The 26,359-nt window shown below is 73.3% G+C and carries 21 protein-coding genes and 1 tRNA gene; 17 read left to right on the forward strand and 5 right to left on the reverse strand.

All coding sequences use genetic code 11. The features are described 5' to 3' along the window. Positions 1–56: 56 nt before the first annotated feature. Together ACFV8H_RS05535 and ACFV8H_RS05540 are read right to left on the reverse strand one after the other, a co-directional pair. Positions 57–1,985 (reverse strand): FAD/NAD(P)-binding protein, encoded by a 1,929-nt coding sequence (locus tag ACFV8H_RS05535; protein WP_380396713.1) that lies wholly within the window; start codon positions 1,983–1,985, stop codon positions 57–59. Next, complete coding sequence (locus ACFV8H_RS05540; RefSeq protein ID WP_380396715.1) at positions 1,982–2,968, reverse strand: amino acid ABC transporter permease; 987 nt, start codon at positions 2,966–2,968, stop codon at positions 1,982–1,984. The genes ACFV8H_RS05535 and ACFV8H_RS05540 overlap by 4 nt, the downstream gene beginning before the upstream one ends. A 698-nt stretch (positions 2,969–3,666) precedes the next feature. Between ACFV8H_RS05540 and ACFV8H_RS05545 the strand changes: the two genes are divergently transcribed. From ACFV8H_RS05545 to ACFV8H_RS05575, 7 genes are all read left to right on the forward strand, one after another. After that, positions 3,667–4,827: an LLM class flavin-dependent oxidoreductase gene (locus ACFV8H_RS05545; RefSeq protein ID WP_380396717.1), complete on the forward strand. Its 1,161-nt coding sequence runs from the start codon at positions 3,667–3,669 to the stop codon at positions 4,825–4,827. Beyond that, positions 4,824–5,321 (forward strand): GNAT family N-acetyltransferase, encoded by a 498-nt coding sequence (locus ACFV8H_RS05550; protein ID WP_380396719.1) that lies wholly within the window; start codon positions 4,824–4,826, stop codon positions 5,319–5,321. The genes ACFV8H_RS05545 and ACFV8H_RS05550 overlap by 4 nt, the downstream gene beginning before the upstream one ends. Before the next feature lie 10 nt (positions 5,322–5,331). Further along, positions 5,332–6,279, forward strand: a complete 948-nt coding sequence (locus ACFV8H_RS05555) for an ABC transporter substrate-binding protein (protein ID WP_380396720.1) — start codon at positions 5,332–5,334, stop codon at positions 6,277–6,279. A 28-nt stretch (positions 6,280–6,307) separates the two neighbouring features. Beyond that, positions 6,308–7,321 carry an amino acid ABC transporter permease gene (locus ACFV8H_RS05560; RefSeq protein ID WP_380396722.1) on the forward strand — a complete coding sequence of 338 codons (1,014 nt, stop codon included), beginning with the start codon at positions 6,308–6,310 and terminating at the stop codon, positions 7,319–7,321. Between the two features lie 83 nt (positions 7,322–7,404). Further along, the gene (locus ACFV8H_RS05565; RefSeq protein WP_380396907.1) at positions 7,405–8,157 is read left to right on the forward strand and encodes an amino acid ABC transporter ATP-binding protein; all 753 of its coding nucleotides are present in this window, start codon (positions 7,405–7,407) and stop codon (positions 8,155–8,157) included. Positions 8,158–8,246: 89 nt separating this feature from the next. Beyond that, on the forward strand, positions 8,247–9,236 hold the full coding sequence (locus ACFV8H_RS05570) for a transporter substrate-binding domain-containing protein (RefSeq protein WP_380396724.1): 990 nt from the start codon (positions 8,247–8,249) through the stop codon (positions 9,234–9,236). Between the two features lie 123 nt (positions 9,237–9,359). Further along, positions 9,360–10,568 (forward strand): serine/threonine-protein kinase, encoded by a 1,209-nt coding sequence (locus ACFV8H_RS05575; RefSeq protein ID WP_380396726.1) that lies wholly within the window; start codon positions 9,360–9,362, stop codon positions 10,566–10,568. Here ACFV8H_RS05575 and ACFV8H_RS05580 read toward each other — a convergent pair. Further along, positions 10,524–11,222, reverse strand: coding sequence for an MBL fold metallo-hydrolase (locus ACFV8H_RS05580; RefSeq protein ID WP_380396728.1), 699 nt, complete (start codon positions 11,220–11,222; stop codon positions 10,524–10,526). The two genes, ACFV8H_RS05575 and ACFV8H_RS05580, sit on opposite strands and share 45 nt — an antisense overlap. A gap of 269 nt (positions 11,223–11,491) precedes the next feature. Here ACFV8H_RS05580 and ACFV8H_RS05585 point away from each other — a divergent pair, with 269 nt between their 5' ends. Further along, complete coding sequence (locus ACFV8H_RS05585; RefSeq protein ID WP_375893008.1) at positions 11,492–12,343, forward strand: fumarylacetoacetate hydrolase family protein; 852 nt, start codon at positions 11,492–11,494, stop codon at positions 12,341–12,343. Between the two features lie 42 nt (positions 12,344–12,385). On the opposite strand, the gene ACFV8H_RS05590 is transcribed toward ACFV8H_RS05585, so the two are convergent. Further along, positions 12,386–13,144: a TetR/AcrR family transcriptional regulator gene (locus ACFV8H_RS05590; protein ID WP_380396730.1), complete on the reverse strand. Its 759-nt coding sequence runs from the start codon at positions 13,142–13,144 to the stop codon at positions 12,386–12,388. Positions 13,145–13,308: 164 nt separating this feature from the next. Here ACFV8H_RS05590 and ACFV8H_RS05595 point away from each other — a divergent pair, with 164 nt between their 5' ends. The 3 genes from ACFV8H_RS05595 (at position 13,309) to ACFV8H_RS05605 (ending at position 18,154) form a co-directional block, all read left to right on the forward strand. Next, positions 13,309–15,015, forward strand: coding sequence for a DUF885 domain-containing protein (locus ACFV8H_RS05595; RefSeq protein WP_380396732.1), 1,707 nt, complete (start codon positions 13,309–13,311; stop codon positions 15,013–15,015). A 214-nt stretch (positions 15,016–15,229) separates the two neighbouring features. Next, positions 15,230–16,849, forward strand: coding sequence for an MFS transporter (locus tag ACFV8H_RS05600; RefSeq protein WP_380396734.1), 1,620 nt, complete (start codon positions 15,230–15,232; stop codon positions 16,847–16,849). 291 nt (positions 16,850–17,140) lie between these two features. After that, positions 17,141–18,154, forward strand: a complete 1,014-nt coding sequence (locus ACFV8H_RS05605; protein ID WP_380396736.1) for a trypsin-like serine peptidase — start codon at positions 17,141–17,143, stop codon at positions 18,152–18,154. Between the two features lie 139 nt (positions 18,155–18,293). On the opposite strand, the gene ACFV8H_RS05610 is transcribed toward ACFV8H_RS05605, so the two are convergent. Then, positions 18,294–18,365: transfer RNA gene (locus tag ACFV8H_RS05610), tRNA-Arg, on the reverse strand. 181 nt (positions 18,366–18,546) lie between these two features. On the opposite strand from ACFV8H_RS05610, the gene ACFV8H_RS05615 reads away from it, so the two are divergent. From ACFV8H_RS05615 to thrB, 6 genes are all read left to right on the forward strand, one after another. Next, a complete protein-coding gene (locus tag ACFV8H_RS05615) occupies positions 18,547–18,966 on the forward strand; it encodes a response regulator (RefSeq protein WP_380396909.1) in 420 nt (139 codons plus the stop codon). An 84-nt stretch (positions 18,967–19,050) separates the two neighbouring features. Continuing rightward, positions 19,051–20,706, forward strand: coding sequence for an arginine--tRNA ligase (gene argS / locus ACFV8H_RS05620; protein WP_380396738.1), 1,656 nt, complete (start codon positions 19,051–19,053; stop codon positions 20,704–20,706). A gap of 89 nt (positions 20,707–20,795) precedes the next feature. Further along, positions 20,796–22,187, forward strand: coding sequence for a diaminopimelate decarboxylase (gene lysA, locus ACFV8H_RS05625; RefSeq protein ID WP_380396740.1), 1,392 nt, complete (start codon positions 20,796–20,798; stop codon positions 22,185–22,187). Between the two features lie 137 nt (positions 22,188–22,324). Beyond that, the gene (locus ACFV8H_RS05630; RefSeq protein WP_375892996.1) at positions 22,325–23,617 is read left to right on the forward strand and encodes a homoserine dehydrogenase; all 1,293 of its coding nucleotides are present in this window, start codon (positions 22,325–22,327) and stop codon (positions 23,615–23,617) included. A 10-nt stretch (positions 23,618–23,627) separates the two neighbouring features. Beyond that, entirely contained in the window at positions 23,628–24,725 is a 1,098-nt protein-coding gene (thrC, locus tag ACFV8H_RS05635; protein ID WP_375892994.1) for a threonine synthase, read from the forward strand. Between the two features lie 365 nt (positions 24,726–25,090). Then, positions 25,091–26,029 carry a homoserine kinase gene (thrB, locus tag ACFV8H_RS05640; protein WP_380396742.1) on the forward strand — a complete coding sequence of 313 codons (939 nt, stop codon included), beginning with the start codon at positions 25,091–25,093 and terminating at the stop codon, positions 26,027–26,029. Positions 26,030–26,359: the final 330 nt, after the last annotated feature.

Genomic DNA, 26,359 nt, shown 5'->3' on the forward strand with positions numbered 1-26,359 from the left:
TGAACTCCTGAACCCCTGAACCCCTGAACCCCGGGGCCGGCCACCGCCTCCCGGCCTCACCCCACCAGGGCCGCCGCCGGGAGTGCGGCCAGGGCGCGGAGCAGGGCCCGGGCGGCGGCGTCGTTCTGGCGGAAGCCCGGGGCGTTGGTGCGGGGCCGGGCGAAGGCGGCGGCCGCCCGGAGGCTGGTGTGCGGGCCGAGCGCGGTGCGGCGCGGGTGCGGGACACCGCCCAGGGCCGGGTCGATCAGGCGGCTGTCGGCGGGGTCGATGGTGACCAGTCCGGACCGGTGGGTGTGTTCCGCGTCGCTCACCACCTCCTCCGCGACCCGCCCGGTGCGGTGCAGCGAGTCCAGCACCGGGTCGAGGGTGCGGGCCAGCGCGTGCTTGGGCAGGTACGCCTCGACCAGCGCGGTGGCGGTGACGGTGTGGCCGGGCACGGTGGCGCCGGAGGCCTGCCAGGTGCCGGTGGCCTCGTCCCGCTCGATCCGCACGCCCGCGCCGAGGAAGCGCACCACCCCGGCCTCGGAGAGTGCGAGCAGTTGGCGCAGCCGGAAGCCGGGCGGGCCGGAGGCGAGGAAGCTGAAATAGCCGAAGAACCACTCGTCGACGTCCTCGGCGACCGAGCGGGCGGTGAGCCGGCCGGAGGCGAGGATCCGGGGGAGCTGGCCGAACAGCGACAGCAGGGCGAGGAAGGCGCCCAGGTCGGCGCTGTGGGCCGGGTCGGCGCGGCGGTCGGCGTCGGCGGTGACGTAGGCGCGCAGGTGGGCCTGGAGCTCCTCGGTGGAGCCGAGTTCGAGCCCGGCCAGTGGGTGGTCGAGCCGTTCGAAGTCGATCCGGTCGGCCGGGTCGGGGACGGCCTCGGCGACCAGTGCGGCCAGTTCGGGTGAGTACCAGTCGTGCCGGTCGTACCGGGCGAGGAACGCGGTCCAGGGCAGCGCGGTGCGCTCCGGGTGGGCGTGGAACAGCTCGTGGTAGTGCCCGAAGCCGACCTCCTTGGCCATCGACGGCCAGACGTCACGGCGCAGCCGCAGCGGTCGGCCGGTGGCGAGCAGGGCGTCCACGGCGGCCGCGTCGAAGTACCGGGGGAGCGGGGCGGGCGGCCCCTGGAGCCGGTAGTCGGTCTTGGAGTGGTAGGGCACGCCGCGCCGGGAGCCCAGGTGCAGCACCGGTTCGCGGCCGGACGGGAGGTAGCGCAGGGCGGGCCCGTCCCCGGTGGGTTCGAAGCGGCCGCCGCGCCCCTCGGTGAGCATCGCGACCAGGTCGACGGAGGCCAGGCCGAAGCCGCGCAGCGCCACCTGCTCGCCGGGGGCGATCCGGGCCAACTCGGCCTCGATGTCGGCGGAGTAGGCGGGTGGCAGGTGGAAGCGGCCGTGCCGGGCGGCGAAGGCGGCGTCCTCGGCGTACCGGGGGTGCGGGGCGGAGTCGAGGTGGCCGAGGGTGAGGGTGACGTGGTCGGCGGTGAGGGTGGTGCCGTCCAGGTGGACGGTCTGCGGGCCGTCGGCCGGTCCGTCGATCCGCCGGACGGTGCCCCGGTGGACGGTGACCGTGACGTGGGCCGGCAGGTCGGCGACGGCGCGGCGGAACACCCAGTCCAGGTAGGCGCTCTGGGCGCGCCGGGTGGGGAAGTCGGTGGGCGCCAGGGTGCTCAGCTCGGCCCGTACGGCCGGGTCGGCGACCTCCCGGTAGGGCGCGAACTCCCTTTGCCGCAGGGCCCATTCGGCCAGTGAGGGGCCGGGGCGGACCGGGCCCTCGACGGTGGAGCGCTCGTCGGTGAACATGGTGACGTCCTCGGCCATCGAGTTCATCCGCAGCAGCGGGGACTGGTCGTGGCGCCAGATCCGGCCCGCGCCGGGCGGGTACGGGTCGACCAGGTGGATCTCCAACGGACGGTCGGCGGGCAGGAGTTCGGCCGCGTTGGCGGCGATCCGCTCCAGCAGTCCGGTGCCGCGCGGCCCGGCGCCGACGATCACGAGCGTCGTCGTCATGCCCGGACCACCCGGGCGAGGGCGGCGCGGGCGCGCTGGAGCGGGGTGGGCGGCAGGCCGTCCCGGCTGGCGCCCCTGGCGAAGTGGCGTTCGACGTAGTACTGGCCGATCGACAGCACGGTGGTGACCACCAGGTACCAGAGGGTGGCGACCATCAGCATCGGGATGACCCGGTAGGACTGCAGATAGACCAGTTGCACCGAGTAGAGCAGGTCGGAGACGGCCAGCACGCTGACGATGCTGGTGCCCTTGAGCGCCCCGATCAGCATGTTCCCGGCGCTCGGCACGATCGCGCGCATCGCCTGCGGCACCACGATCCGGCGCAGCACCCGCCACCGGCCGAGCCCGAGCGCGGCGGCCGCCTCCAACTGGCCGCGGTCGACGGAGAGGATGCCGCCGCGGATCACCTCGGCGGCGTACGCGCTCTCCAGCAGGGTGAGGCCGATGACGGCGGTCAGGGTGGGGCCGATCAGGTTGACGGTCCTGACCGTGACGAACTCGGGGCCGAAGGGGATGCCGAGGCCGAGCGTCGGGTAGAGCGCGCCGATGTTGAAGAAGAACAGCAGCTGCACCAGCGGCGGGGTGGAGCGGAAGATCCAGATGTAGCCCCAACTGAGCGTGCGCAGCACCGGGTTGGTGGACAGCCGCATGGTGGCGAGGACGGTGCCGAGGACGAAGCCGAGGGCGAGGGTGACGGCGGTCAGCCACAGGGTGAGGGTCAGGCCGTCGAGGACGGACCGGGCGGTGAACCACTCGGCGACCACGCCCCACTGGAAGGCCTTGTTGCGGACCACCGAGCCGACCGCCATCGCGGCCAGCAGCAGGGCGACGGCCGCGGCGATCCACTGCCCGGGCCTGCGGCGGGCGACGATCCGGGCCTCGGGGGGTGGTGGCGGGCTCTCGGCGGGTGTGGTGGGTGTGGGTGCGGGGGCGGGTGCGGGGGCGGGTGCGAGGGCGGGCAGGACGTCCTGCGGGGTGGCCATGGCGGCGGCTCCTGGGCGGAGTGCGGGCGGGGAGAGGTACGGGTGTGATCACGTACGGGCCCTCGGGCACCGGCCCGCGTCCCTCAACGCGTCCGGCGCAGCGCACTGCACTCCGCGTCGATCGTACGCATGCGCGATCGACGGCTGTCAAGGGTGATCGGGGGCCGGCCGGGGTGCGGTCGGGGCCGCCCGGGGGTGGGGGGAGAAGCGACAGGAGATCGCAACAGTGCGGCAATGATGCACGGTTGACGTACCGCTCGGCCGACTGCTCAACTTGAGGCCATGTACGCCGAGCAGCCCCTGGTCACCCGCGACCACATCGACTTCGGTCGGGTGTGGTCCGCGGCGTGTCGCGGCTGACCCGGCAGCGGGCCGCCCGTCCGGCCCTGAATCCCTTCGGGGAGACCTCCCTCGGTGTGCCCCGTCGCGGGCCGGGAACCACGGTCCGTCGCGGTAGTTGACGGATCGTCAGGCGCACGCTGCCGCCTCGCCTCCACCGCCCTCGTTCTGCGCTCCGGCAGTTCCGCTCGCGTCCGCCCTCCTCCCGCGCTCCTCCTCTCGCGTCCGCTCCTCCTCTCGCGTCCGCGCCACCGCATGCCCGCTCCACCGCCCCGCGCCCGACGGCCGCGCCCCGCCGCGGCCGCCTCCGGCCTGCCCACCCGCAGCCCACCGGAGTCAGTCACCCGAAAGGTTCCGCCATGCCCGTCGAATTCCTCGGCATCGCCGCCACCGGCGACGGTTCGGAGACCAACCCGCGCACCACCGCCGCCTTCGACCGCGACTACACCCTGCGGCTGGCCCGGGCGCACGAGGACCACGGCTGGGACCGGGTGCTCTTCGCGTACGGCTCCGGCTCCCCGGAGCCCGCGGCCGCGGCGGCCTTCCTCGCCTCGCACCTCGACAAGCTGCAGATCCTGCTCGCCCACCGGCCGAACGTCTCCTACCCGACCTTCGCCGCCAAGACCTTCGCGACCCTCGACCAGGTCAGCGAGGGCCGGCTGACCGTCCACTTCATCACCGGCGGCACCGACCACGAGCAGCAGCGCGAGGGCGACTTCCTCACCAAGGACCAGCGCTACGAGCGCACCCGTGAGTACATCGGCATCGTGAAGAAGGCCTGGACCAGCCGGGAGCCCTTCGACCACGAGGGCCCGCACTACCGTTTCCACGACTTCGTCTCCGACGTCTTCCCGGTCCAGCAGCCGCGCCCGGCGGTCTCCTTCGGCGGCTCCTCGGACGCCGCCTACGCGGCCGGCGGGGCCGAGGCCGACATCTACTGCCTGTGGGGCGAGCCGCTGGCCCGCACCGCCGAGCAGATCGAGCGGGTGCGGGAGGCGGCCCGGGCCGCCGGGAGGACCGACCTGCCGCGGATCCAGGTGGCGTTCCGGCCGATCATCGCGCCCACCGAGGAACTGGCCTGGGAGAAGGCGCACCGCACGGTGGCCGCCATCCGGGCCCGCCGGGAGAGCGGGGAGCCGGTGACCAGGCGCCGCCCGGTCGGCGGGGCCCCGGAGAACACCGGGTCGCAGCGGCTGATCGAGATCGCCGAGGCCGGCGAGCGCTACGACCGCGCGCTGTGGACCCCGACCGCCGCGGCCACCGGCGGGGCCGGCAACTCCAACGCGCTGGTCGGCACCCCGGAGACGGTCGCCCAGGCGCTGCTGGACTACTACGACCTCGGCGTGGACATCCTCTCCGCGCGCGGCTACGACCTGCTGGACGACGCGATCGACTTCGGCCGGTACGTGATCCCGATCGTCCGCGAGGAGGTCGCCAAGCGCGACGCGGCCAGGGCCGAGGCCGAGGCGGCGGCCCGCGCCGAGCGGGACCGGCACCAGCTGATCGCGGTGCAGGCGTGAGCCCGGTTCCGGGGTGGGAGTTCCGCCGGGTCACCCTGGCGGACCCGCTGGTGGAACCGCTGCTGCGCGAGCTCACCCACGAGTACGTCACCCGCTACGGCCCCGAGGCCCACCAGGAGATGACCCGCTACCCGGACGACGCCTTCGCCGAGCCGCACGGAGTGCTGCTGCTCCTGCTGGAGGACGGCGAGCCGGTGGCCGGCGGCGCGTACAAGCGGTACGACGAGCGGACCGCCGAGGTGAAGCGGATGTGGACCCACTCCGCGCACCGCCGCCGGGGCCTGGCCCGCCGGGTGCTCGCCGAACTGGAGCGGACCGCCGCGGCCGCCGGCTACCGGCGGATCTACCTCACCACCGGCCCGCGCCAGCCCGAGGCCAAGGGCCTCTACCTGGCGGCCGGCTACACCCCGCTGTTCGACGTCGCGGCCGATCCCCTGACCATCGGCCCGCTCCCCTTCGAGAAGCCCCTGCCCGTACTGGTCCCGTCCCACTGAAAGGCCCCTCGTGAGAACCACCACCGTCCGCCGCCGCCTCCTCGCGACCACCGCGCTGCTGCCGGTCCTGGCCCTGGCCGCGTGCGGCTCGGACCCGAAGATCGCGGGCGCGGCCGGGGCGGGCGGACCGGCCGCCACCGCCACCGAGGACGTCGTCTCCGGCCTGGGCAGGTCGGAGTCCGCCGCCGCGCTGCTGCCCGAGGAGGTGCGCAAGTCCGGGGTGGTGAAGTTCGGTTCGTCCTTCGGCACCCCGCCCAGCGCCTACTACGCCGACCAGACCACCAAGAAGCCGGTCGGGGTCGACGTGGACTTCACCGACGCCGTCGCCAAGGTCCTCGGCCTGACCGTGCAGCGCCAGGACGCCGCCTTCGAGACCATCCTGCCCGCCCTGGACAGCGGCAAGTTCGACGTCGGCACCGGCAACTTCGGGGTCACCACCGCCCGCTTGAAGACCATCGACTTCGTCACCTACATCGACGACGGCCAGGGCTTCGCGGTGCAGAAGGACAACACGTCGGTCCAGCCGGTCACCGACCTGGCCCAGCTCTGCGGGCTGACCATCGGCACCGGCGCCGGCACCACCTTCGAGACCACGCTCAACAACAAGAAGAACGTCTGCACCGACGCCGGGAAGAAGCCGTACGAGGTGAAGGCGTTCAGCGAGGGCGGCGCCCTGCTGACCGGCCTCCAGCAGGGCCGGGTGGACGTCGAGATGTCCACCATCAACGGGCTGCGCCACCAGGCCGCGCAGGAGGCCGCCGGGGTGCGCTTCCTCAACGAGTTCCACCGCCTGGACGTCGGCTTCGCCTTCAAGAAGGGCTCCCCGCTCACCCCGGCCTTCCAGGCGGCGGTCAACCAGCTGATCAAGGACGGGACGTACGAGCGGATCCTCCGCAAGTGGGGGCTCGCCGACTCGGCGATCAAGGAGTCGCAGATCAGCCCGCCCGAACACCCGTGACCGCAGGGCCTGTCGAAGGAGTCCTCCGATGACCACCAGTACCCCGGCGCCGCCGTCCCCGCCGAGACCCGCGGCCGCCCCTGGCCCCGGCCCCGCGACCGGCCCCGGCCTCGACGCCGCCGAGCTGGCCGGCCTGCGGACCGTCCCCGCCCGGCACCCGTGGCGCTGGGCGGCCGGGGCGGCCGCCCTCGTCGTCCTGCTCCAGTTCCTGCACGGCCTGGCCACCAACCCCGGCTGGGACTGGGCCACCTTCCGCCTCTACTTCACCGCCGACACCATCCTCCAGGCGATCGGCCGCACCCTCGAACTCACCGCCTACGGAACCGTGCTGGGCTTCGTGCTCGGCGCCGTGGTGGCCGGGATGCGGCTGTCCCGCAGCGCGGTGCTGCGGACCATCGCCTGGGCGTACGTCTGGGTGTTCCGCTCGATCCCGCTGATCGTCCAGCTGGTGTTCTGGTTCAACCTCTCCTACCTCTACAAGCGGTTCGGCTTCGGCATCCCGTTCGGCCCGACCTTCGGCGAGTTCGAGACGGTCGGGGTGCTCGGCGCGCTCGGCGCCGCGGTGCTCGGCCTCGGGCTGCACCAGGCCGCGTTCGCCGCCGAGATCATCCGCGGCGGCATCATCGCGGTGGAGGCCGGCCAGCGCGAGGCCGCCGCCGCGCTCGGCATCCCGCGCTGGCGGCAGGCCTGGCGGATCGTGCTGCCGCAGGCCATGCGCGGCATCCTGCCGGCCGCCGCCAACGAGGTGATCTCGCTGCTCAAGGGCACCTCGGTGGTCTACGTGATGGCCATCGGCGAGCTCTTCTACCAGGCCCAGGTGATCTACGGCCGGACCGGCCGGGTGGTGCCGCTGCTGATGGTGGCCACCGTCTGGTACGTGGTGCTGACCACGGTGCTGTCGATCGGCCAGTACTACGTCGAGCGCTACTTCGCCCGCGGCTCCCGCCGCACCCCGCCGCCCGGCCCGCTGCACCGCCTGCGGGCCTTCCTCCGCACCTTGCCCACCCGTACCGACGCCCGCACCCCCGGAGGGACCCCGTGACCACGCCGACCAAGGCCGACTCGACCCCTCCGGCCGACCGCGCCGACCCGGCCGACCGCGCGGACCCGGCCGGGACCGCCCCGATGGTGCAGGTCCGCGGCCTGCACAAGAGCTTCGGCCGGCTGGAGGTGCTGCGCGGGGTCGACCTGGACGTCCCGGCCGGCTCGGTCACCGTGGTGCTCGGCCCGTCCGGCTCCGGCAAGTCCACCCTGCTGCGGGCGATCAACCACCTGGAGAAGCTGGACCGCGGCCACGTCGCCATCGACGGCGAGCTGATCGGCTACCGGCGCTCCGGCGACCGGCTGTACGAGCTCAAGGAGCGCGAGGTGCTGCGCCAGCGCACCGGCATCGGCTTCGTGTTCCAGAACTTCAACCTGTTCCCGCACCTGACCGTGCTGGAGAACCTGGTCGAGGCGCCGATCGCCGCCCTGGGCCGCCCGCGGGCCGAGGCCCGGGCGGCGGCGCTGGCGCTGCTGGAACGGGTCGGCCTGGCCGACAAGGCCGCCGCCTACCCCCGGCAGCTCTCCGGCGGCCAGCAGCAGCGGGTGGCGATCGCCCGGGCGCTGGCCCTGGAGCCCAAGGTGCTGCTGTTCGACGAGCCGACCTCGGCGCTCGACCCCGAACTGGTCGGCGAGGTGCTGGACGTCATCAAGGACCTCGCCCGCAGCGGCACCACGATGATCGTGGTCACCCACGAGATCGGTTTCGCCCGCGAGGTCGCCGACACCGTGGTCTTCATGGACGGCGGTGTGGTGGTCGAGCAGGGGCCGCCCTCCGAGGTCCTGGACCGTCCGCGGCAGGAGCGCACCCGGGCCTTCCTGGCCAAGGTGCTGTAGCACCCCGTCCGAGCGCCGCCCGTCGCCCGCCACTCGCCCGCCGCCGCCCCCTCTCCCCGAACCCCCTTCACCCGAGCAGGAGTTCCGCCATGTCCCTACCCCGTCGCGCCCTCGTGACCGCCGCCGGCTCGCTCGCCGCCGCCCTCGTCCTGGCCGGCTGCGGCAGCGGCGCGAACGGCGCCTCGGCGGAACTCGCCCCGGCCAAGGGCAGCACGGCGCCGAACGGCACCGTGGTGAACCTGTCGCCGCAGCAGAACCGGGTCTCGACGGCCAAGGTCGACGCGATCGCGGCGCTGGTCCCGGAGGAGATCCGCAGGAGAGGCACCTTGAAGGTCGTCGACTCGATCGGCACCACCCCGCCGCTGGACTTCTACGCCAACGACGACAAGACGATCATCGGCATCGAACCGGACATCGCCTCGCTCATCGGCGACGTGCTCGGCCTCAAGGTCGAGTTCAACCCGGTCTCCTGGGAGAACATCTTCGTCGGCCTGGACAGCGGCAAGTACGACGCCGGCCTGTCCAACATCACCGTCACCGAGGAGCGCAAGGAGAAGTACGACTTCGCCACCTACCGGCTGGACGTCCTCGGCTTCGAGACCAAGAAGGGCAGCGGGATCAAGGTCACCGGCGCCAAGGACCTGGCCGGCCGGTCCGTCGGCGTCGCCACCGGCACCAACCAGGAGAAGCTGCTGATCTCCTGGAGCGAGGAGAACGTCCGCAACGGCCTCAAGCCGATCGACATCAAGTACTTCTCCGGCACCGAGTACTACCTGGCGCTCTCCTCCGGCCGGATCGACGTCTACACCGGCCCCAACCCCAGCCTGGCCTTCCACGCCGTGCAGACCGGCGAGACCGAGGTGGTCGGCACCTACTCGGGCGGCGGCGCGGACGTCCTCGGCAAGATCGCGGCCACCACCCACAAGGACAACGGCCTGGTCAAGGCGCTCAACGGCGCGATCAACGAGCTGATCAGGAACGGGACGTACGGGCAGGTGCTCAAGCGCTGGGGCCTGGAGAACGAGGCCGTCCAGACCTCCGAGATCAACCCCGTCGGCCTGCCCAAGCCCAAGGCGTGACAGCACGGCGGACCGAGCCGTGACACCGGAGGTCGCTCCGTTCACCCGTTCGTCCCCGCCCGCCGCTATGGTGACCCCTCCGACGGCGAACGCCGTTCGGGCGGGGGCACGTTGGGGGAGGGCATGCGCAAGGGTGAGGTGCTCGGCGGTCGCTTCCGGCTGGAGGAGTGGCTGGGCAAGGGCGGCTTCGGCGTGGTCTGGCGGGCGACCGACACCGTGCTGGACCGGCCGGTCGCGGTCAAGCTGCTGCTGGCCGAGCACGCGGCCGACCAGGAGGCCGTCGGCCGGTTCGTCCGCGAGGCCAAGCTGGCCGGGAACCTGTCCCATCCGCACATCGTCACGGTGCACGACTACGGCCGGGTCGTCGGTGTCGAGGGGGAGGTCCACTACCTGGTGATGGAGCTGGTCCGCGGCCGCCCGCTGTCCGCGGTGCTCAAGGACGGGCAGCCGGAGCACGGACTGGCGCTGGCCTGGATGACCCAGGTCTGCGAGGCGCTCGACGTCGCGCACCGCAGCGGGGTGATCCACCGGGACATCAAGCCGGAGAACGTCATGATCCTGGACGGCGGGGGCCGGGCCAAGGTGCTGGACTTCGGCATCGCCCGGCTGCTCACCCAGTCGGTCGGGCTCACCTCCACCGGCAGCGTGGTCGGCACCGTCCCGTACCTGGCGCCCGAGTGCTGGTCCGGCGGCACCGTGGACGGCCGGGCCGACCTCTACGCCTTCGGCGTGATGCTGTACGAGGTCAGCACCGGCCGGCGGCCGTTCCGCGCGGACTCGCCGTACGAGTACATGCGCAAGCACATGGACGAGACTCCGCCCCGGGTGCGCGGCACGGACCCGGCGCTGGCCGAGCTGGTCGCCCGGCTGCTCGCCAAGCGGCCCGCGGACCGGCCCGCCGACGCCGCCGAGGTGCTGGAGCGGCTGCGGGCCGTCCGCCCCGGGGTGCAGGGGCCGGGGCCGAGCCCGGAGCAGCTGCGCCGGCGGGCCGACCAGGCCTGGCAGCACGGCGCCGAGGGCCGGCCCGGGGACGCGGTGGACATGCTGCTCCAGCTCGTCCCCGACTTCGCCCGGACCTGCGGCCCGGCTGACCCGCGCACCCTGCGCACCTGCCACGACCTGGCCCTCTGGCTGGCCCGGGCCGACCGCCGGGCCGCCGCCGTCGCCCTGCTGGAGGCGCTGGCCGAGCAGCCCGGCACCGCCCCGGAGGCCCGGGCCGACCTGCGGCGCGACCTCGCGCACTGGCGGGGGGAGGCCGAGCGGCTCGGCCCGGGCCAGGGGCCGTCGCTAGACCTGCGGGTGCTGCTCGGCGGCGGCGCGCAGCGCGGCTGAGGCGCCGGCGGCGATCGGGTCGCCGTGCCCGAAGACGGCGGTCTCCACCGGCAGTGCGGCGAGCCGGTGGAAGGAGGCGAGGGCCAGCGCCGGGTCGGTGTGGAACACCCCCGGCCCGGTCCGCCCCCGGACGTTGGACGCCAGGTCCCCGGTGAACAGCACCCCGGGCCCGGGCAGGTGCAGGGCGATGCTGCCGTCGGTGTGCCCGGGCACGTGCACGACCACGGCGCCGCCGCCGATGTCCAGCACGTCCCCGTCCTCGACCTCGCGGTGCACCGGGCAGGGCTCGGCCGGCGGGATCGGCGGCAGCCCGTCCCACAGCTGCTGCTCGAAGGGGCTGAGCACGGGCGGCACCGCGGGCTGCTCGCGCCGTACCACCGGCGCCTCCAGCCGGTGCGCCACCACCTCGGCGGACCAGCGGCGGGCCAGCTCGGCGGCGGAGCCGGTGTGGTCCTCGTGGTGGTGGGTGAGCACGATCCGGCGTACGGCCGTCGGCTCCGGTCCGATGGTGCGGATCGCCTTCTCGATGCCGTCCGCCGACCCGGCGATGCCGGTGTCGATCAGGGTCGGTCCGTGGTCGTCCTGCCAGAGGTAGGCGGTGCCGAACTCCAGGGTGATCATGTGCAACTCGTCGCGTACCCGGGTGATCTCCATGCCCCGGATCCTGCGCGCCGCGGCGCCTCGGCACACGGACGTTCGCCCTGGGCGTGCTTCCCGGTCCGGCTGATCCGCCGGACCGGGAGGTCTGTCAACCGTACGGGCCACCTATTCGGGCCCCCGTGCCTTCGTGCGATTTGATGGGAATCCGCCCATCGGGACGGTCTGGTCCACCGGCCCGGGCCGTTGATATACCTCGTTGCCAGACTCGGGAGCGGTGTCCGCGCCGCCCCGGTGAGCTGCGACGAAAGGCTGGTGACGGATCGATGAAGCTCCTCCGCGTCGGACCCCCGGGCGCCGAGCGCCCGGTCGTGCTGGGCCAGGACGGCACCGCGTACGACCTCTCCGGGCGGGCCCGCGACCTCGACGGGGCCTTCCTGGCCGGACTGGACACCGCCGAGCTGGCCCGGGAGGTGGCCGCCGGCGCGTTGCCGGTGGTGGACCTGGCCGGCCTGCGGGTGGGTGCGCCGGTGGCCCGGCCGGGCAAGGTGGTCGGCATCGGGCTCAACTACCGCGACCACGCGGCCGAGGCCGGGGCCGCGATCCCGGACGAGCCGGTGATCTTCCTCAAGCCGAGCTCCACCGTGGTCGGCCCCTACGACGAGGTGCTGGTGCCGCGCGGCGGTGAGAAGACCGACTACGAGGCCGAGCTGGCGATCGTGATCGGCCGCACCGCCCGCTACCTGGACTCGCACGCCGAGGCCGCCGCCGTGATCGCCGGCTACACGATCGCCAACGACGTCACCGAGCGGGCGTTCCAGTTCGAGCGCGGCGGCCAGTGGGACAAGGGCAAGTCGGCGGAGACCTTCACCCCGCTCGGGCCCTGGCTGGTCACCGCCGACGAGGTGGCCGACCCGCAGGCCCTGACGTTGCGGCTCTGGGTCAACGGTGAGCGGCGGCAGCACGGCAGCACCGCGGAGATGGTCTTCCCGGTGCTGGAACTCGTCCGCTACGCGAGCCAGTTCATGGTGCTGGAGCCCGGCGACGTGATGGTCACCGGCACCCCGGCCGGGGTCACCCTGGGCCACCCGGGCACGCCGTTCCTGGCCCCGGGCGACGTCGTCGAGATCGAGATCGACGGCCTCGGCCGGCAGCGCCAGGTGCTCGGCAAGGCGTAGGGCGTGCGCCGCCCGACCCTTGGCACGGGGGTCGGGAGGCCCTCAGGTCCCGTCCGGGGGAGTACCGCCCAGCACCGCCCGCAGCCGCTCGGCCCGTTCCGCCCGCGGCCCCTCCAGCGCGAGCAGCCCCGCCAGCACCTCCGCCGTCTGCGGATCGTGCAGCGCCGTCGCCGCAGCCATCGCCGTGAACTGGTCCACCAGCCAGTCCCGCAGGCCCTCCACCGGCAGCGCGCGCCCCTCGTCCAGCCAGCTCAGCGACGCGCCCTCGACGACCGCGATCCAGGAGCGCACCAGCAGGGTCAGCCGCGGCCCGGCCTCCCGTACGCCCAGGTGCCGCAGGGTCCGCCGGAGCGCCGCCCGCCGGACGTCGTCCACGATGGCCGTGGTCCGGGCCGTCTCCACCACCGAACCGCCGCGCAGCAGCGCCGAGTAGCCCGCGTCGTGCTCGGCCACGAAGGCGAAGTAGCCGTCCAGCGCGGCGGCCAGCTGCTCGGACGGCCGCCCGGTCGACGGAACGGCGAACCGGCCGGTCAGCTCGTCCGCCGCGGTGCGCAGCGCGGCCTCGTACAACTGCTGCTTGCCGCCCGCGAAGTAGCGGTAGACCAGCGGCCGGGAGGCGCCGGCGGCCTCGGCGACGTCGTCCAGGCTGACCTCCTCGGGCGGTCGGACGGCGAACAGCTCCAGGGCGACCGCGATCAGCTGCTCGCGCCGCTGTTCGACCGGCAGTCGCCGGTAGCCGGAGCGGCGCGGGCGCGGTCCGGGGGCGGCCGGGTCGGTTGCCGAGGTGGGGCGGGCTTCCATGGCCGTCAGCGTAATGGGCGTCGTACCGATCGGGACCTGTCGCGCACCGGATCTCTCCGAACGGGTGTTTGGCCCGCTCACCCTGTGTCAGAGCCCTGAGCCCAGCCGGTCAACGGTCGATGACGGGGGCTTGCATTCGGCCCGGGCACCGCGATGATGTCCGAATGGTTGAAGAACTGATCACCACCGGCGGCGACACCCCCCGCCGCATCGCCGACGGTTACGTCCAGGCGCTGGCCGACCTCGACCCGCTGACCGCCGTCTACCTCGGCCTCAACCCCGAGGACGACCGGCTGCCCGACCTCTCCCCGGACGGCGCCGAGCGGATCGCCGACCTCGCCCGCCGCACCCTGGCCCGGCTGGACGAGGCCGAGCGGGCCGGCGCCGCCGACGACGAGGCCGAGCGCCGCTGCGCCCGCCTGCTGCGCGAGCGGCTGACCGCCGAACTCGCCGTGCACGACGCCGGGGAGGACTACCGGGCGGTGCGCAACCTCGGCTCCCCGGTGCACAACACCCGGGAGGCCTTCACCCTGATGGCCACCGACACAGAGGCCGAGTGGCAGCTGATCGGCCGCCGGCTGGCCCGCGTACCGCTGGCGCTGGAGCAGTACCGGCGGACGCTGACCGAGGGCATCGAGCGCGGGCTGCTGTCCGGCCCGCGCCAGGTCGAGACGGTGGTCGGCCAGTTCGGCGAGTGGCTGGCCGGGGACGTCCCGGGCGGATGGTTCGGTGAGTTCGTCCAGGACGCCCCGGAGGGCGTGCGCGCCGAGCTGTCGGTGCACGCGGTGGCCGCCGCCGAGGCGCTGGCCGCGCTGCGCGACTGGCTGCGCGACGTGTACGGCCCGGCCGCCGCCGGCACCCCGGACACCGCCGGGCGGGAGCGCTACGCCCGCTGGGTGCGCTACTGGACGGGTGCGGACCTGGACCTGGACGAGGCGTACGCATGGGCCTGGAGCGAGTTCCACGACCTGCTCGCCCAGATGGAGGCCGAGGCCGAGAAGGTCCGCCCGGGCGTCGGCCCGATGGCCGCGATGAAGTGGCTGGAGACGGACGGTCCGGCGATCGAGGGCGCCGAGGCCGCCCGGGAGTACCTCCAGGGCCTGATGGACCAGGCCATCCGGGACCTCCAGGGCACCCACTTCGACCTGGCCGAGCCGGTCACCCGGGTCGAGTCGCGGATCGCCCCGCCCGGCAGCGCCGCCGCGCCGTACTACACCCAGCCCGCCCTGGACTTCAGCCGCCCCGGCCGGACCTGGCTGCCGGTCCTCGGCGAGGAGCGCTTCCCGGTCTGGGACCTGGTGTCGACCTGGTACCACGAGGGCGTCCCCGGCCACCACCTCCAGCTCGCGCAGTGGGTGTACGTCGCCGACCGGCTCTCCAGCTACCAGGTGAGCCTCGGCGGGGTGAGCGCCAACCTGGAGGGCTGGGCGCTGTACGCCGAGCGCCTGATGGACGAGCTCGGCTACCTCACCGACCCGGGCCACCGGCTGGGCTTCCTCAACGCCCAGATGATGCGGGCGCTGCGGGTCATCGTCGACATCGGCATGCACGTCGGCCTGGACTTCCCGGCGGACTCCCCGTACCGGCCGGGCGAGCCGGTGAGCCCGGAGCACGGGCGGGAGTTCTTCGGCCGGTACTGCGGCCTGTCCGCCGACTTCCTGGACAGCGAGCTGGTCCGCTACCTGGGCATGCCCGGCCAGGCGATCGGCTACAAGCTGGGCGAGCGGGCCTGGCTCCGGGGCCGGGCGGCGGCGCGGGCGGCGCACGAGGCGCGCGGCGAGGAGTTCGACCTCAAGGCCTGGCACATGGCGGCGCTCTCGCAGGGCTCGCTGGGGCTGGACGACCTGGTCGCGGAGCTCTCGGCGCTCTGAGCGGGGCCGTCGGTGCCCTGAGCGGAGCCGTCGGCGCGCCGGAGCGCGTGGTGGGGACCAGGACCCCGGGACTCGGTCGCGAGTCCCGGGGTCCTGGTCCTTTTGTCCGACAAAGGTCGATTTGGTGAGGTTTTTCCTTGCCATTCGCCGACGTCGGCGTTTGGCTGGAAGGCGACTGCGTGACCTCTCCGTACCCCCTCCGGAAGGCTCGACCGTGTCTGCTCAACCCGCCGCCATCGGTCATGGGACCGCCGACAGTCGCCGCTGGTGGGCGCTGACGGTCATCGCCATCGCCCAGCTCATGATCGTCCTCGACATCACCATCGTGAACATCGCGCTGCCGTCGGCCCAACGGGACCTGGGCATCACCGACGCGAACCGGCAATGGGTGATCACCGCCTACACCCTCGCCTTCGGCGGCCTGCTGCTGCTCGGCGGCCGGCTGGGCGACCTCTTCGGCCGCAAGCGCGTCTTCATCGTCGGCCTGCTGGGCTTCGCCCTCGCCTCCGCCCTCGGCGGCGCGGCGGTCGACCCGGCCATGCTGTTCGGCGCCCGCGCCCTCCAGGGCGCGTTCGGCGCCCTGCTCGCCCCGTCCGCGCTGGGGCTGCTCTCCACCACCTTCTCCGACCCGAAGGAACGCAGTACGGCCTTCGGCATCTTCGGCGCGATCGCCGGTGGCGGCGCCGCGATCGGCTTCATCGCCGGCGGGCTGCTCACCGAGTACCTGGACTGGCGCTGGTGCCTGTTCGTGAACACCCCGATCGCCGTGGTGACCGCCTTCGCGGCCTTCCGGGTGCTCAACCGCGACCACGTCGAGAAGGGGCGCCGGATCAAGCTGGACCTGCCCGGGGCGCTGCTCGGCTGCGGCGGCCTGCTGGCCATCGTGTTCGGCACCTCCGAGGCCGTCACCCGGGGCTGGAGCGACGGTCTGGTGATCGGCTCGCTGCTGCTGGGCGTGGCGCTGCTCGGGGCGTTCGTCCTGGTCGAGAAGCGCTCCGCGCACCCGCTGCTGCCGATCCACATCGTGGCCGAGCGCAACCGCGGCGGCGGCGCCCTCTCGGTGGGCCTGGCCATGGTCGGCATGTTCGGCCTGTTCCTGTTCCTGACCTACTACATGCAGGCGATCAAGCACTTCTCGCCGGTGGTCTCGGGCGTCTCCTTCCTGCCCATGACGGCGGCCATCATCCTGAGCTCGACCGGCGTCGCGGCCCGGCTGATGACCCGGGTGCCGTCCCGGAACCTGATCACCCCCGGGCTGCTGCTGGCCGCGGGCGGCATGGCCTGGCTGACCCAGATGAAGGTGGACAGCCCGTGGGCCGCCATGGTGCTGCCCTCGGTGCTGCTGATCGGCTTCGGCATGGGCCTGGTGTTCATGCCGGCGATGAGCCTGGCCACCCTCGGGGTCGCCCCGCACGAGGCCGGCGCGGCCTCGGCCACCATCAACTCGGCCCAGCAGGTGGGCGGTTCGCTCGGCACGGCGCTGCTGAACACGATCGCCGCCAGCGCCACCGCGACGTACCTGGCCACCCGGATCACCAGCGATCCGCTGGTGCGGGCCCAGGGTGCGGTGCACGGCTACGTGGTCGCGACCTGGGTCGCGATGGGCGTGCTGCTGCTGGCCGCCCTGGTCGCCTTCCTGATGATCGACCACCGGCCGGCGCCCGCCGAGGCGACCGCCGTTCCGGGCGGCGTGGAGGCGGCGGCGGCCGCACCGGCGGCCGTGGACGGCCGGCCGAGCCCGCGGGCCGCGGCCATGGCCGACGTGAAGGCCAACGTGAAGCCGGCGGCGGAGGTCCGTGCGGAGGCGGGGTCGGACCGGCCGCCGGCCGACTGACCGCGGCGGCGCACCGCAACCCTCGCGCCCCCTCGCTCCCCGGCCACCGCCGGGGGAGCGAGGGGGCGCCGCCGTGCCGCGACGTCCACCGCCCTTCGCCGTCCACGGTCTTCGACGTCCATCCCCTTCGACGTCCACCGCCTTCATCGCAGGGCCCGTTCCGGTTACGCTCCTGCTCCGGTGGGCGCTTTTCTCATCGAGCTCCAAGCCGACGGTAACGAGGCTTCCAGGCTGGGGCGCCATAGTCATTGACCGAACGAGGCGCCACCGACCAGGGCAGGGGAGTCAGGAATGGGCCAGCACAGCCGCGAGAGGTCGCGCCGTCACCGTCTGCTCGCCCCCTCGCTGTTCACCGCGCTGGCGGCCCTCGTGGTGGCCGCCGTGCTGGCCGGGACGCACGGATTCAGCCTGTCCGACGCGACGGCCGCCGGGAAGGTGGCCCGCAGCACCCGGGCCGTCGTCCCGGAGCAGGCCACCGCCACCGCGGCGCCGGCCTCGCCCGGCCCGGCCGCGGACACCACCCCGAGCGCGACCCCGACCCCGACGGACACCCCGACGCCCACCGGGACACCGACCGGGACGCCGACCGCGACGGACACCCCGACGGCCCCCGCCCCGACCACGCCCGCCGCACCCGACGTGCGCAGCGCCGCGCTCGGCAGGACCGCCGCCGCCCCCGCCGACGACCGGGAGTCCTCCACCGTCGGCGCCCTGTTCAGCGGCCCGGTCGGGCCCGGCAACCACTTCTGCACCGCCAGCGTGCTGCACAGCGCCACCGGCAACCTGCTGCTGACCGCCGCGCACTGCGTCAGCAGCCCCGGCGGGGTGACCTTCGCCCCCGGCTACCGGGACGGCTCCGCGCCGTACGGCACCTGGCAGGTGACGGCGGTCCACACGGCGAGCGGCTGGTCCCAGGACGGCGACGTGGACGAGGACTTCGCGATCCTGGAGACCGCCCCCAGCAACGGCCGCAACGTCGAGGACGTGGTCGGCGGCAACAAGCTCGGCACCGACGAGTCCTTCGGCGCGACCGTCCGCCTCTACGGCTACCCGGCCGGCGCCGAGACGCCCAGCCTCTGCACCAACACCACCGCCCAGCAGAGCGCCTACCAGCGGGTGATCGACTGCCCGGCGTACCCGTCCGGCACCAGCGGCGGCCCCTGGATCAACACCGCGACCGGGGACGTGGTCGGCGCGATCGGCGGCTACCAGCAGGGCGGCGACAGCGACGACACCTCGTACAGCGCCTACTTCGACCACACCATCGCGACCCTCTACACCCAGGTCGAGGGCAGCGCCCCCTGACCCGACGGGTCCGGGTCCCTCCCCCCGGGGCCCGGGCCCGTCGGCGCCCCGTCCGGGGCGTCCGCGCCCGGACATGACGAAGGCCCAGATCCGTGGATCAACTCCACTGATCTGGGCCTCTATTGCACTTCCTGCGAAGTGCCCCCGGTAGGATTCGAACCTACGCACCCGCCTCCGGAGGGCGGTGCTCTATCCCCTGAGCTACGGGGGCCGGTTGGCCTGTCGGTCACTCGCGCGTTCCGACGGGATGAACACTACCAGGCTTCCAGCAGGGTCCGTGCACGGGTTTCCGGAAAGATCGTCGGGGCGCCGGGCGGCCGCCCGGCGGGCGGAAGTGCCCAAAGGCCGGACGGGGCGGCGGGGCCGCCGATACCCTCGGTGAGGTGTCGGTCGTGTCCGGGCGGGTCCTCGTGGTGGACGACAGCGAGGTGATCCGCCAGCTGATCAGGGTCAACCTGGAGCTCGAGGGCTTCGAGGTGGTGACCGCCGCCGACGGTGCCGAGTGCCTGGAGGTCGTCCGCCGGGTGAAGCCCGACGTGGTGACGCTGGACGTGGTGATGCCGCGGCTGGACGGCCTGCGGACGGCGGCCCGGCTGCGCGCGACCCCGGACACCAGCAGGCTGCCGATCGCGATCGTGAGCGCCTGCACCCCGGCGGACCTCGATCTGGGGGAGGCGGTCGGGGTGGACGGCTACCTCGGCAAGCCCTTCGACCCCGCCGACCTGGTGGCCCTGGTCCGGCGCCTGATGCCGGCCGCGGAACGGCCCGCCGGGTTTCGCCCTGAGCGAACAGGGCGTGCGGATCGCGGCTGACACCCCAGGGGGCGCCGTCCTGCGGCGTCTCAACCGGCAAACCGGGTGGCGGGCGGGTACCCCGTCTCGCCTACGCTTGGCGTCGTGACCCCCGCAGACCTTTCCCAGGCAATCCAGGCCGCAGTGAGCTCCGCCGTCGAGGCGGGCGAGCTGGCCGTCGCCGTGCCCGAGCACGTGACGGTCGAGCGGCCCAAGAACCGGGACCACGGCGACTACGCGACGAACGTGGCCCTCCAGCTCGCCAAGGCGGCCGGCAAGCCGCCGCGAGCCGTTGCCGAGGCCCTGGCCGAGCGCCTGCGAGGGATCACCGGCGTCGCCAAGGTCGACATCGCCGGTCCGGGCTTCCTGAACATCACCCTGGACACCGCCACCGCCGGTGCGCTCGCCCGCACCGTCGTCGAGGCGGGCGAGGCCTACGGCCGCAACGAGGCCCTCAAGGGCCTCAAGATCAACCTGGAGTTCGTCTCCGCCAACCCCACCGGCCCGATCCACATCGGCGGCGTCCGCTGGGCCGCCGTCGGCGACTCGCTGGCGCGCGTGCTGCGGGCCTCCGGCGCCGACGTCACCACCGAGTACTACCTCAACGACGCCGGCGTGCAGATCAGCAAGTTCGCCGCCTCGCTCCAGGCCGCCGCGAACGGCCGCGAGGTGCCCGAGGGCGGCTACGTCGGCGAGTACATCGTCGACATCGCCAAGGCGCTCACCGACGCGATCCCGGGCGTGCTCGACCTGCCCGAGGCCGAGCAGCTGGAGGTCTTCCGCACCGAGGGCCTCAAGCTCATGGTGGCCGAGATCAAGCGCTCGATGGACGAGTTCGGCACCCACTTCGACGTGTGGTTCTCGGAGAAGACGCTGCACGACTCGGGCGCCGTCGAGAAGGCCATCGAGCGGCTGCGCGAGCAGGGCCACGTCTTCGACAAGGACGGCGCGGTCTTCCTGCGCACCACCGACTTCGGTGACGACAAGGACCGCGTCCTGATCAAGGCCGACGGCGACAAGACCTACTTCGCCGCCGACGCCGCGTACTACCTGTCCAAGCGGGACCGCGGCGCCGAGGTCGCGCTCTACATGCTGGGCGCCGACCACCACGGCTACGTCAACCGCCTCAAGGCCATCGCGGCCTGCGCGGGCGACGACATGGACCGCAACATCGAGGTGAAGATCGGCCAGTTCGTGAAGATGCTTCGCGACGGCGAAGAGGTCCGCATGTCCAAGCGGGCCGGCAACATCATCACGATCGACGACGTGGTCGACTGGATCGGCGTCGACGCCGCCCGCTACACCCTGGCGCGCTCCTCCACGGACTCGACGATCACGCTCGACATCAACATCCTGACGAGCCAGACCAACGAGAACCGGGTCTTCTACGTCCAGTACGCCCACGCCCGGATGTCCTCGCTCCAGCGCAAGGCCGCCGACCTGGGCATCACGCGCTCGGCGGACTTCAAACCGGAGCTGCTGGGCACGGAGTGGGAGAACGAGCTGCTCGGTCAGCTCGCCGCGTTCCCCGAAGTCCTGGCCGACGCCGGCCAGTTCCGCCAGCCGCACCGGGTCGCCGTGTACCTGGAGACCCTGGCCGGCGCGTACCACCGCTTCTGGGACAACTGCCAGGTCCTGCCCAAGGGCGACCAGGAGGTCACCGACCTCACGCACGCCCGCCTCTGGCTGGTCGAGGCGACGCGCACCGTGCTCGCCAACGGCCTCACGCTCCTGGGCGTGACGGCGCCCGAGCGGATGTAAGCACCACCCCCAAGCGCACAGCGGGGGCGGCTGACGGTCAACGAGGACCGTCGCCGCCCCTCGCCATAGGTCTCGAAGGACTTCGGACAATGAGTCGTTCCGCACACCCCGCAGGCCCCCGCCACGGTGACGTCCTGCCCGAGGGCCACTACCAGGCCCCGCCGGCCGATCTGAACGCGCTCGACCCCAAGGTCTGGTCGCGCACCGTCGCCCGCGACGCCGAGGGCGTGGCCACCGTCGGCGGGATCGACGTCAAGCGGCTGGCGGCCGAGTTCGGCACCCCGGCCTACGTGCTGGACGAGGAGGACTTCCGCAGCCGGGCCCGCGCCTGGCGGGACGCCTTCGGCACCGACGCGGACGTCTACTACGCCGGCAAGGCCTTCCTCTCCAAGGCGGTCGTGCGCTGGCTGCACGAGGAGGGCCTCAACCTCGACGTGTGCAGCGCCGGGGAGTTGGCGGTGGCGCTGGCCGCCGGGATGCCGGCGGAGCGGATCGCGCTGCACGGCAACAACAAGTCGGTGGACGAGTTGGAGCACGCCGTGAAGACCGGCGTCGGCCACATCGTGGTCGACTCCTACGCGGAGATCGAGCGGCTGGCCGCGATCGCCGCCCGCCAGGGCGTGCGCCAGCAGGTGCTGATCCGGATCACCGTCGGCGTCGAGGCGCACACCCACGAGTTCATCGCCACGGCGCACGAGGACCAGAAGTTCGGCCTGTCCCTCACCGGGGGAGCGGCCGCCGAGGCGGTGCGCCGGGTGCTCGGCCACGACAGCCTGGAGCTGCGCGGCATCCACTCGCACATCGGCTCGCAGATCTTCGACATGGCGGGCTTCGAGGTCGCCGCCCGCCGGGTGGTCGGCCTGCTGGCCGGGATCCGCGACGAGCACGGCGTCGAGCTGCCCGAGATCGACCTGGGCGGCGGCCTGGGCATCGCCTACACCAGCGAGGACGACCCGCGCGAGCCCGCCGAGATCGCCGCCGCCCTGGCCGAGATCGTCCGCCGGGAGTGCGCGGCCGCCGACCTGAACGCCCCCCGGCTGAGCGTGGAGCCGGGCCGGGCGATCGTCGGCCCGACGGCGTTCACGCTGTACGAGGTCGGCACGGTCAAGCCGCTGGAGGGCCTGCGCACCTACGTCAGCGTGGACGGCGGGATGTCCGACAACATCCGCACCGCGCTGTACGACGCCGAGTACTCGGTGGCCCTGGTGTCGCGCACCAGCGACGCCGAGCCGATGCTGGTGCGGGTGGTCGGAAAGCACTGCGAGTCCGGTGACATCGTCGTCCGGGACGCCTTCCTGCCGTCCGACCTGGCCCCGGGCGACCTGGTCGCGGTGCCCGCCACCGGCGCCTACTGCCGCTCGATGGCGAGCAACTACAACCACGCCCTCAGGCCTCCGGTGCTCGCCGTCAAGGACGGCGCGGCCCGGGTGATCGTCCGGCGCGAGACGGAGGAGGATCTCCTGCGCCTGGATATCGGATGACGAAATTCTCGTCTCAGATCATGGAACGACCGTAGATCCGTGCGGAAAGTCCCCGAGACTGGTACGGACCGAAGTGACCGGCGGCCCCTGAAAACCGCCGGAAATACCGAAGCACGAAGAATGCAGAGCGGAGTCGGATGATGCGTACGCGCCCGCTGAAGGTGGCGTTGCTGGGTTGTGGTGTGGTGGGCTCCGAGGTGGCGCGCATCATGACGACGACGGCCGACGACCTCGCCGCTCGCATCGGTGCCCCGGTCGAGCTCGCCGGGATCGCGGTCCGCCGGGCCGGCCGGGTGCGCCCCGGGGTGCCCGAGCACCTGATCACCACCGACGCCGAGGCCTTGGTGGGCCGCGGCGACATCGACGTCGTGGTCGAGGTGGTGGGCGGCATCGAGCCGTCCAAATCGCTGCTCCTGTCCGCCTTCGCGAAGGGCGCCTCGGTGGTCAGCGCCAACAAGGCGCTGCTCGCCAAGGACGGCACCGAGCTGCACGCGGCGGCCGCCGCGGCCGGCGTGGACCTGTACTACGAGGCCGCGGTGGCGGGCGCGATCCCGCTGCTGCGCCCGCTGCGCGAGTCCCTCGCGGGGGACAAGGTCAACCGGGTGCTGGGCATCGTCAACGGCACCACCAACTTCATCCTCGACAAGATGGACACCACCGGCGCCGGCTACTCGGAGGCGCTGGAGGAGGCCACCGCGCTCGGCTACGCCGAGGCGGACCCGACGGCCGACGTCGAGGGCTTCGACGCCGCCGCCAAGGCCGCCATCCTGGCCGGGATCGCGTTCCACACCGAGGTCACCGCGGCGGACGTCTACCGCGAGGGCATCACCGAGGTGACCGCCGCCGACATCGCCTCCGCCAAGGCGATGGGCTGCGTGGTCAAGCTGCTGGCGATCTGCGAGCGGGCCGCCGACGGCGCGTCCGTCACCGCGCGGGTCCACCCGGCGATGATCCCGCTCTCGCACCCGCTGGCGTCCGTCCGCGAGGCGTACAACGCGGTGTTCGTCGAGGCCGAGGCGGCCGGCCGGCTGATGTTCTACGGCCCGGGCGCGGGCGGCTCGCCGACCGCCTCCGCGGTGCTCGGCGACCTGGTCGCGGTCTGCCGCAACAAGCTGGCCGGGTCCACCGGCCCCGGTGACTCCGTGTACACGCAGCTGCCCGCCAAGCCGATGGACGAGGTGGTCACCCGCTACCACGTCAGCCTGGACGTGGACGACCGTGCGGGCGTGCTCGCCCAGGTCGCGTCCGTCTTCGCCGAGCACGGCGTCTCCATCGACACCGTGCGCCAGCAGGGCCGCGACGGCGACGCCTCGCTCGTCGTGGTCACCCACCGTGCCACCGACGCCGCGCTGTCGGCGACGGTCGACAAGCTCCGCGCGCTGGACAGCGTGCGGGACGTGGCCAGCATCATGCGGGTCGAAGGGGAATAAGGAACCAGCCATGAACGCCGTTGCCGAGAACGTCGTCCGAGGCGCGCACACCCACCAGTGGCGCGGCCTGATCGAGGAGTACCGGGACCGCCTGCCGGTCACCGCGGCCACCCCGGTGGTCACCCTGCTGGAGGGCGGCACGCCCCTGGTACCGGCCCAGGTGCTCTCCGAGCGCACCGGCTGCGAGGTCTACCTCAAGGTCGAGGGCGCCAACCCGACCGGTTCCTTCAAGGACCGCGGGATGACGATGGCCATCTCCAAGGCCAAGGAGGAGGGCGCCCAGGCCGTCATCTGCGCCTCCACCGGCAACACCTCGGCCTCCGCCGCCGCCTACGCGGTGCGGGCCGGGATGGTCTCCGCCGTGCTCGTCCCGCAGGGCAAGATCGCCCTGGGCAAGATGGGCCAGGCGCTGGTGCACGGCGCGAAGATCCTCCAGGTCGACGGGAACTTCGACGACTGCCTGACGCTCGCCCGCGAACTGTCCGAGAAGTACCCGGTGGCGCTGGTCAACTCGGTGAACCCGGTGCGGATCGAGGGCCAGAAGACGGCGGCCTTCGAGATCGTCGACATGCTCGGCGACGCCCCGGACATCCACGTCCTGCCGGTCGGCAACGCGGGCAACATCACCGCCTACTGGAAGGGCTACCGGGAGTACGCCGCCGACGGGATGGCCGCCCGCACCCCGCGGATGTGGGGCTTCCAGGCCGCCGGCTCGGCCCCGATCGTGGACGGCGCGCCCGTCCTCAAGCCGCAGACCATCGCCACCGCGATCCGGATCGGCAACCCGGCCTCCTGGGACTTCGCGCTCGCCGCGCGGGACGAGTCCGGCGGCCTCATCGACAAGGTGACGGATCGTCAGATCCTCGCCGCCTACCGGCTGTTGGCCGCGCAGGAGGGCGTCTTCGTGGAGCCCGCCTCGGCCGCCTCGGTGGCCGGCCTGCTGGCCAAGGCGGAGGCCGGACTGGTCGACCCGGGCCAGCGGATCGTCTGCACGGTGACCGGCAACGGCCTCAAGGACCCGGACTGGGCGGTGGCCGGCGCGCCGCAGCCGCAGGTCGTCCCGGTCGACCCGGAGGCCGCGGCCCAGCGGCTCGGACTGCTGGACTGACGGCGGGGCCTGACAGTTCGACGGGCCGACCCTTTCGGGGGTCGGCCCGTCACAGTTCTCCGGTGACACTTTTGTGTCAATTCCGCTGCGCATTCCGATCCGATTCCACCCCACTCCCTGACCGCGGGGGGTGCGCATTCCGGCCAGAACCGGCAACACACCAGATCGAAGGCCCACGGGGTGTACCACTGGGGAACCTCTCTTCGATACTCTGGGACCGGCCGTGTGGCACATGCCCCGGGCCCGTCCTGGTACGGGCCGCGCCGACGACAGCGACCGCCAGGCCCGAGAGGCCGCGGCCCTTTCCCCACCTCGCACCGACGACGCGCTCCGCGCCGCCCGATTTCCCCAGGAGAGTCCACCGCATGGCCGGTCCTGCGTTCCGTGCCGCCGCCGTCCGGGTCCGGGTTCCCGCGACCAGCGCCAACCTCGGCCCGGGCTTCGATGCCTTCGGGCTCGCGCTGGGCCTGTACGACGACGTCGTCGTCCGGGTCTCCGACTCCGGCCTCTCCGTCGACATCGCCGGCGAGGGCGCGCAGACGCTGCCGCGGGACGAGCGCCACCTGCTGGTCCGCTCGATGCGGGCCGCCTTCGACCGGCTCGGCGGTCAGCCGCGCGGCCTCGAAGTGGTCTGTGCCAACCGGATACCGCACGGCCGTGGCCTGGGCTCCTCCTCGGCCGCCATCTGCGCCGGGATCGTGGCCGCCCGCGCCGTCACCATCGGCGGCCCGTCCGCGCTGGACGACGACGCGCTGCTGGCCCTCGCCTCCGAGCTGGAGGGCCACCCGGACAACGTCGCGGCCTGCCTGCGCGGCAACTTCACCATCGCCTGGACCGACGAGGAGTCGGCCAAGGCGGTCGCCCTGGAGCCCTCCGCGCAGGTCGTCCCGGTGGTGTTCGTGCCGGCCGGCGAGGTGCTCACCGAGACCGCCCGCGGCCTGCTGCCGAAGACCGTCCCGCTGGCCGACGCCGCCGTCAACGCGGGCCGCTCCGCCCTGCTGGTGGAGGCCCTGACCAGGCGCCCCGAACTGCTCCTCGCCGCCACCGAGGACCGGCTGCACCAGGACTACCGCTCCTCCGCCATGCCGGACAGCGCCGCGCTGGTCGGCGCGCTGCGCGCGGAGGGCGTCCCCGCGGTCATCTCCGGGGCCGGCCCGACCGTGCTGGCGCTCACCGACGAGGCGGGCGTCGACAAGGTGCTCTCCTTCGCCGGGCACCACGGCCACGGCGGCGACCCGGCGTTCGCCGCGCACCGGCTCGACGTCGACCGCACCGGGGCCACCGTGCTCCCACTGGGCGTCTGAGCTGCCGGTTCGGCCCGGCGCAGAGCCGGGCCGTCCGGACACGATTGGCAAGCTCGAGGTCGGGGAATGTCTGAGGGGGTCGGTAGTGTTAACCTCATTGCTGCACCAGGTGCCCTCCGGGGCTAGGTGCGCCGCGTCCCGATCCCAGCGTTCCACTGCCGTGGAACCGCCGCGAGGTCCGGGGCGACGATTCTCCGGGAGCCCACCGCAGCGCGTACGCAGCCTGCCTGCGCGACAAGCGGTCGCATCCCGAAGCCGTGACGGCACCTGACTCCCACCCGCGGCCTCCCACTAGGGGCCAGGACGGGCGGAGCGCGGGCCACCGTCACG

It is taken from the genome of Kitasatospora sp. NPDC059827 (assembly GCF_042731675.1).
Classification (GTDB): Bacteria; Actinomycetota; Actinomycetes; order Streptomycetales; family Streptomycetaceae; genus Kitasatospora.

What these genes read in the sequence shown, in the direction of transcription:
- ACFV8H_RS05535 (WP_380396713.1), bottom strand. Translation starts at nt 1,985, where the DNA reads ATGACGACGACGCTCGTGATCGTCGGCGCCGGGCCGCGCGGCACCGGA.
- ACFV8H_RS05540 (WP_380396715.1), bottom strand. Translation starts at nt 2,968, where the DNA reads ATGGCCACCCCGCAGGACGTCCTGCCCGCCCTCGCACCCGCCCCCGCA.
- ACFV8H_RS05545 (WP_380396717.1), top strand. Translation starts at nt 3,667, where the DNA reads ATGCCCGTCGAATTCCTCGGCATCGCCGCCACCGGCGACGGTTCGGAG.
- ACFV8H_RS05560 (WP_380396722.1), top strand. Translation starts at nt 6,308, where the DNA reads ATGACCACCAGTACCCCGGCGCCGCCGTCCCCGCCGAGACCCGCGGCC.
- ACFV8H_RS05565 (WP_380396907.1), top strand. Translation starts at nt 7,405, where the DNA reads ATGGTGCAGGTCCGCGGCCTGCACAAGAGCTTCGGCCGGCTGGAGGTG.
- ACFV8H_RS05570 (WP_380396724.1), top strand. Translation starts at nt 8,247, where the DNA reads ATGTCCCTACCCCGTCGCGCCCTCGTGACCGCCGCCGGCTCGCTCGCC.
- ACFV8H_RS05575 (WP_380396726.1), top strand. Translation starts at nt 9,360, where the DNA reads ATGCGCAAGGGTGAGGTGCTCGGCGGTCGCTTCCGGCTGGAGGAGTGG.
- ACFV8H_RS05580 (WP_380396728.1), bottom strand. Translation starts at nt 11,222, where the DNA reads ATGGAGATCACCCGGGTACGCGACGAGTTGCACATGATCACCCTGGAG.
- ACFV8H_RS05585 (WP_375893008.1), top strand. Translation starts at nt 11,492, where the DNA reads ATGAAGCTCCTCCGCGTCGGACCCCCGGGCGCCGAGCGCCCGGTCGTG.
- ACFV8H_RS05590 (WP_380396730.1), bottom strand. Translation starts at nt 13,144, where the DNA reads ATGGAAGCCCGCCCCACCTCGGCAACCGACCCGGCCGCCCCCGGACCG.
- ACFV8H_RS05595 (WP_380396732.1), top strand. Translation starts at nt 13,309, where the DNA reads ATGGTTGAAGAACTGATCACCACCGGCGGCGACACCCCCCGCCGCATC.
- ACFV8H_RS05605 (WP_380396736.1), top strand. Translation starts at nt 17,141, where the DNA reads ATGGGCCAGCACAGCCGCGAGAGGTCGCGCCGTCACCGTCTGCTCGCC.
- lysA (WP_380396740.1), top strand. Translation starts at nt 20,796, where the DNA reads ATGAGTCGTTCCGCACACCCCGCAGGCCCCCGCCACGGTGACGTCCTG.
- ACFV8H_RS05630 (WP_375892996.1), top strand. Translation starts at nt 22,325, where the DNA reads ATGATGCGTACGCGCCCGCTGAAGGTGGCGTTGCTGGGTTGTGGTGTG.
- thrC (WP_375892994.1), top strand. Translation starts at nt 23,628, where the DNA reads ATGAACGCCGTTGCCGAGAACGTCGTCCGAGGCGCGCACACCCACCAG.
- thrB (WP_380396742.1), top strand. Translation starts at nt 25,091, where the DNA reads ATGGCCGGTCCTGCGTTCCGTGCCGCCGCCGTCCGGGTCCGGGTTCCC.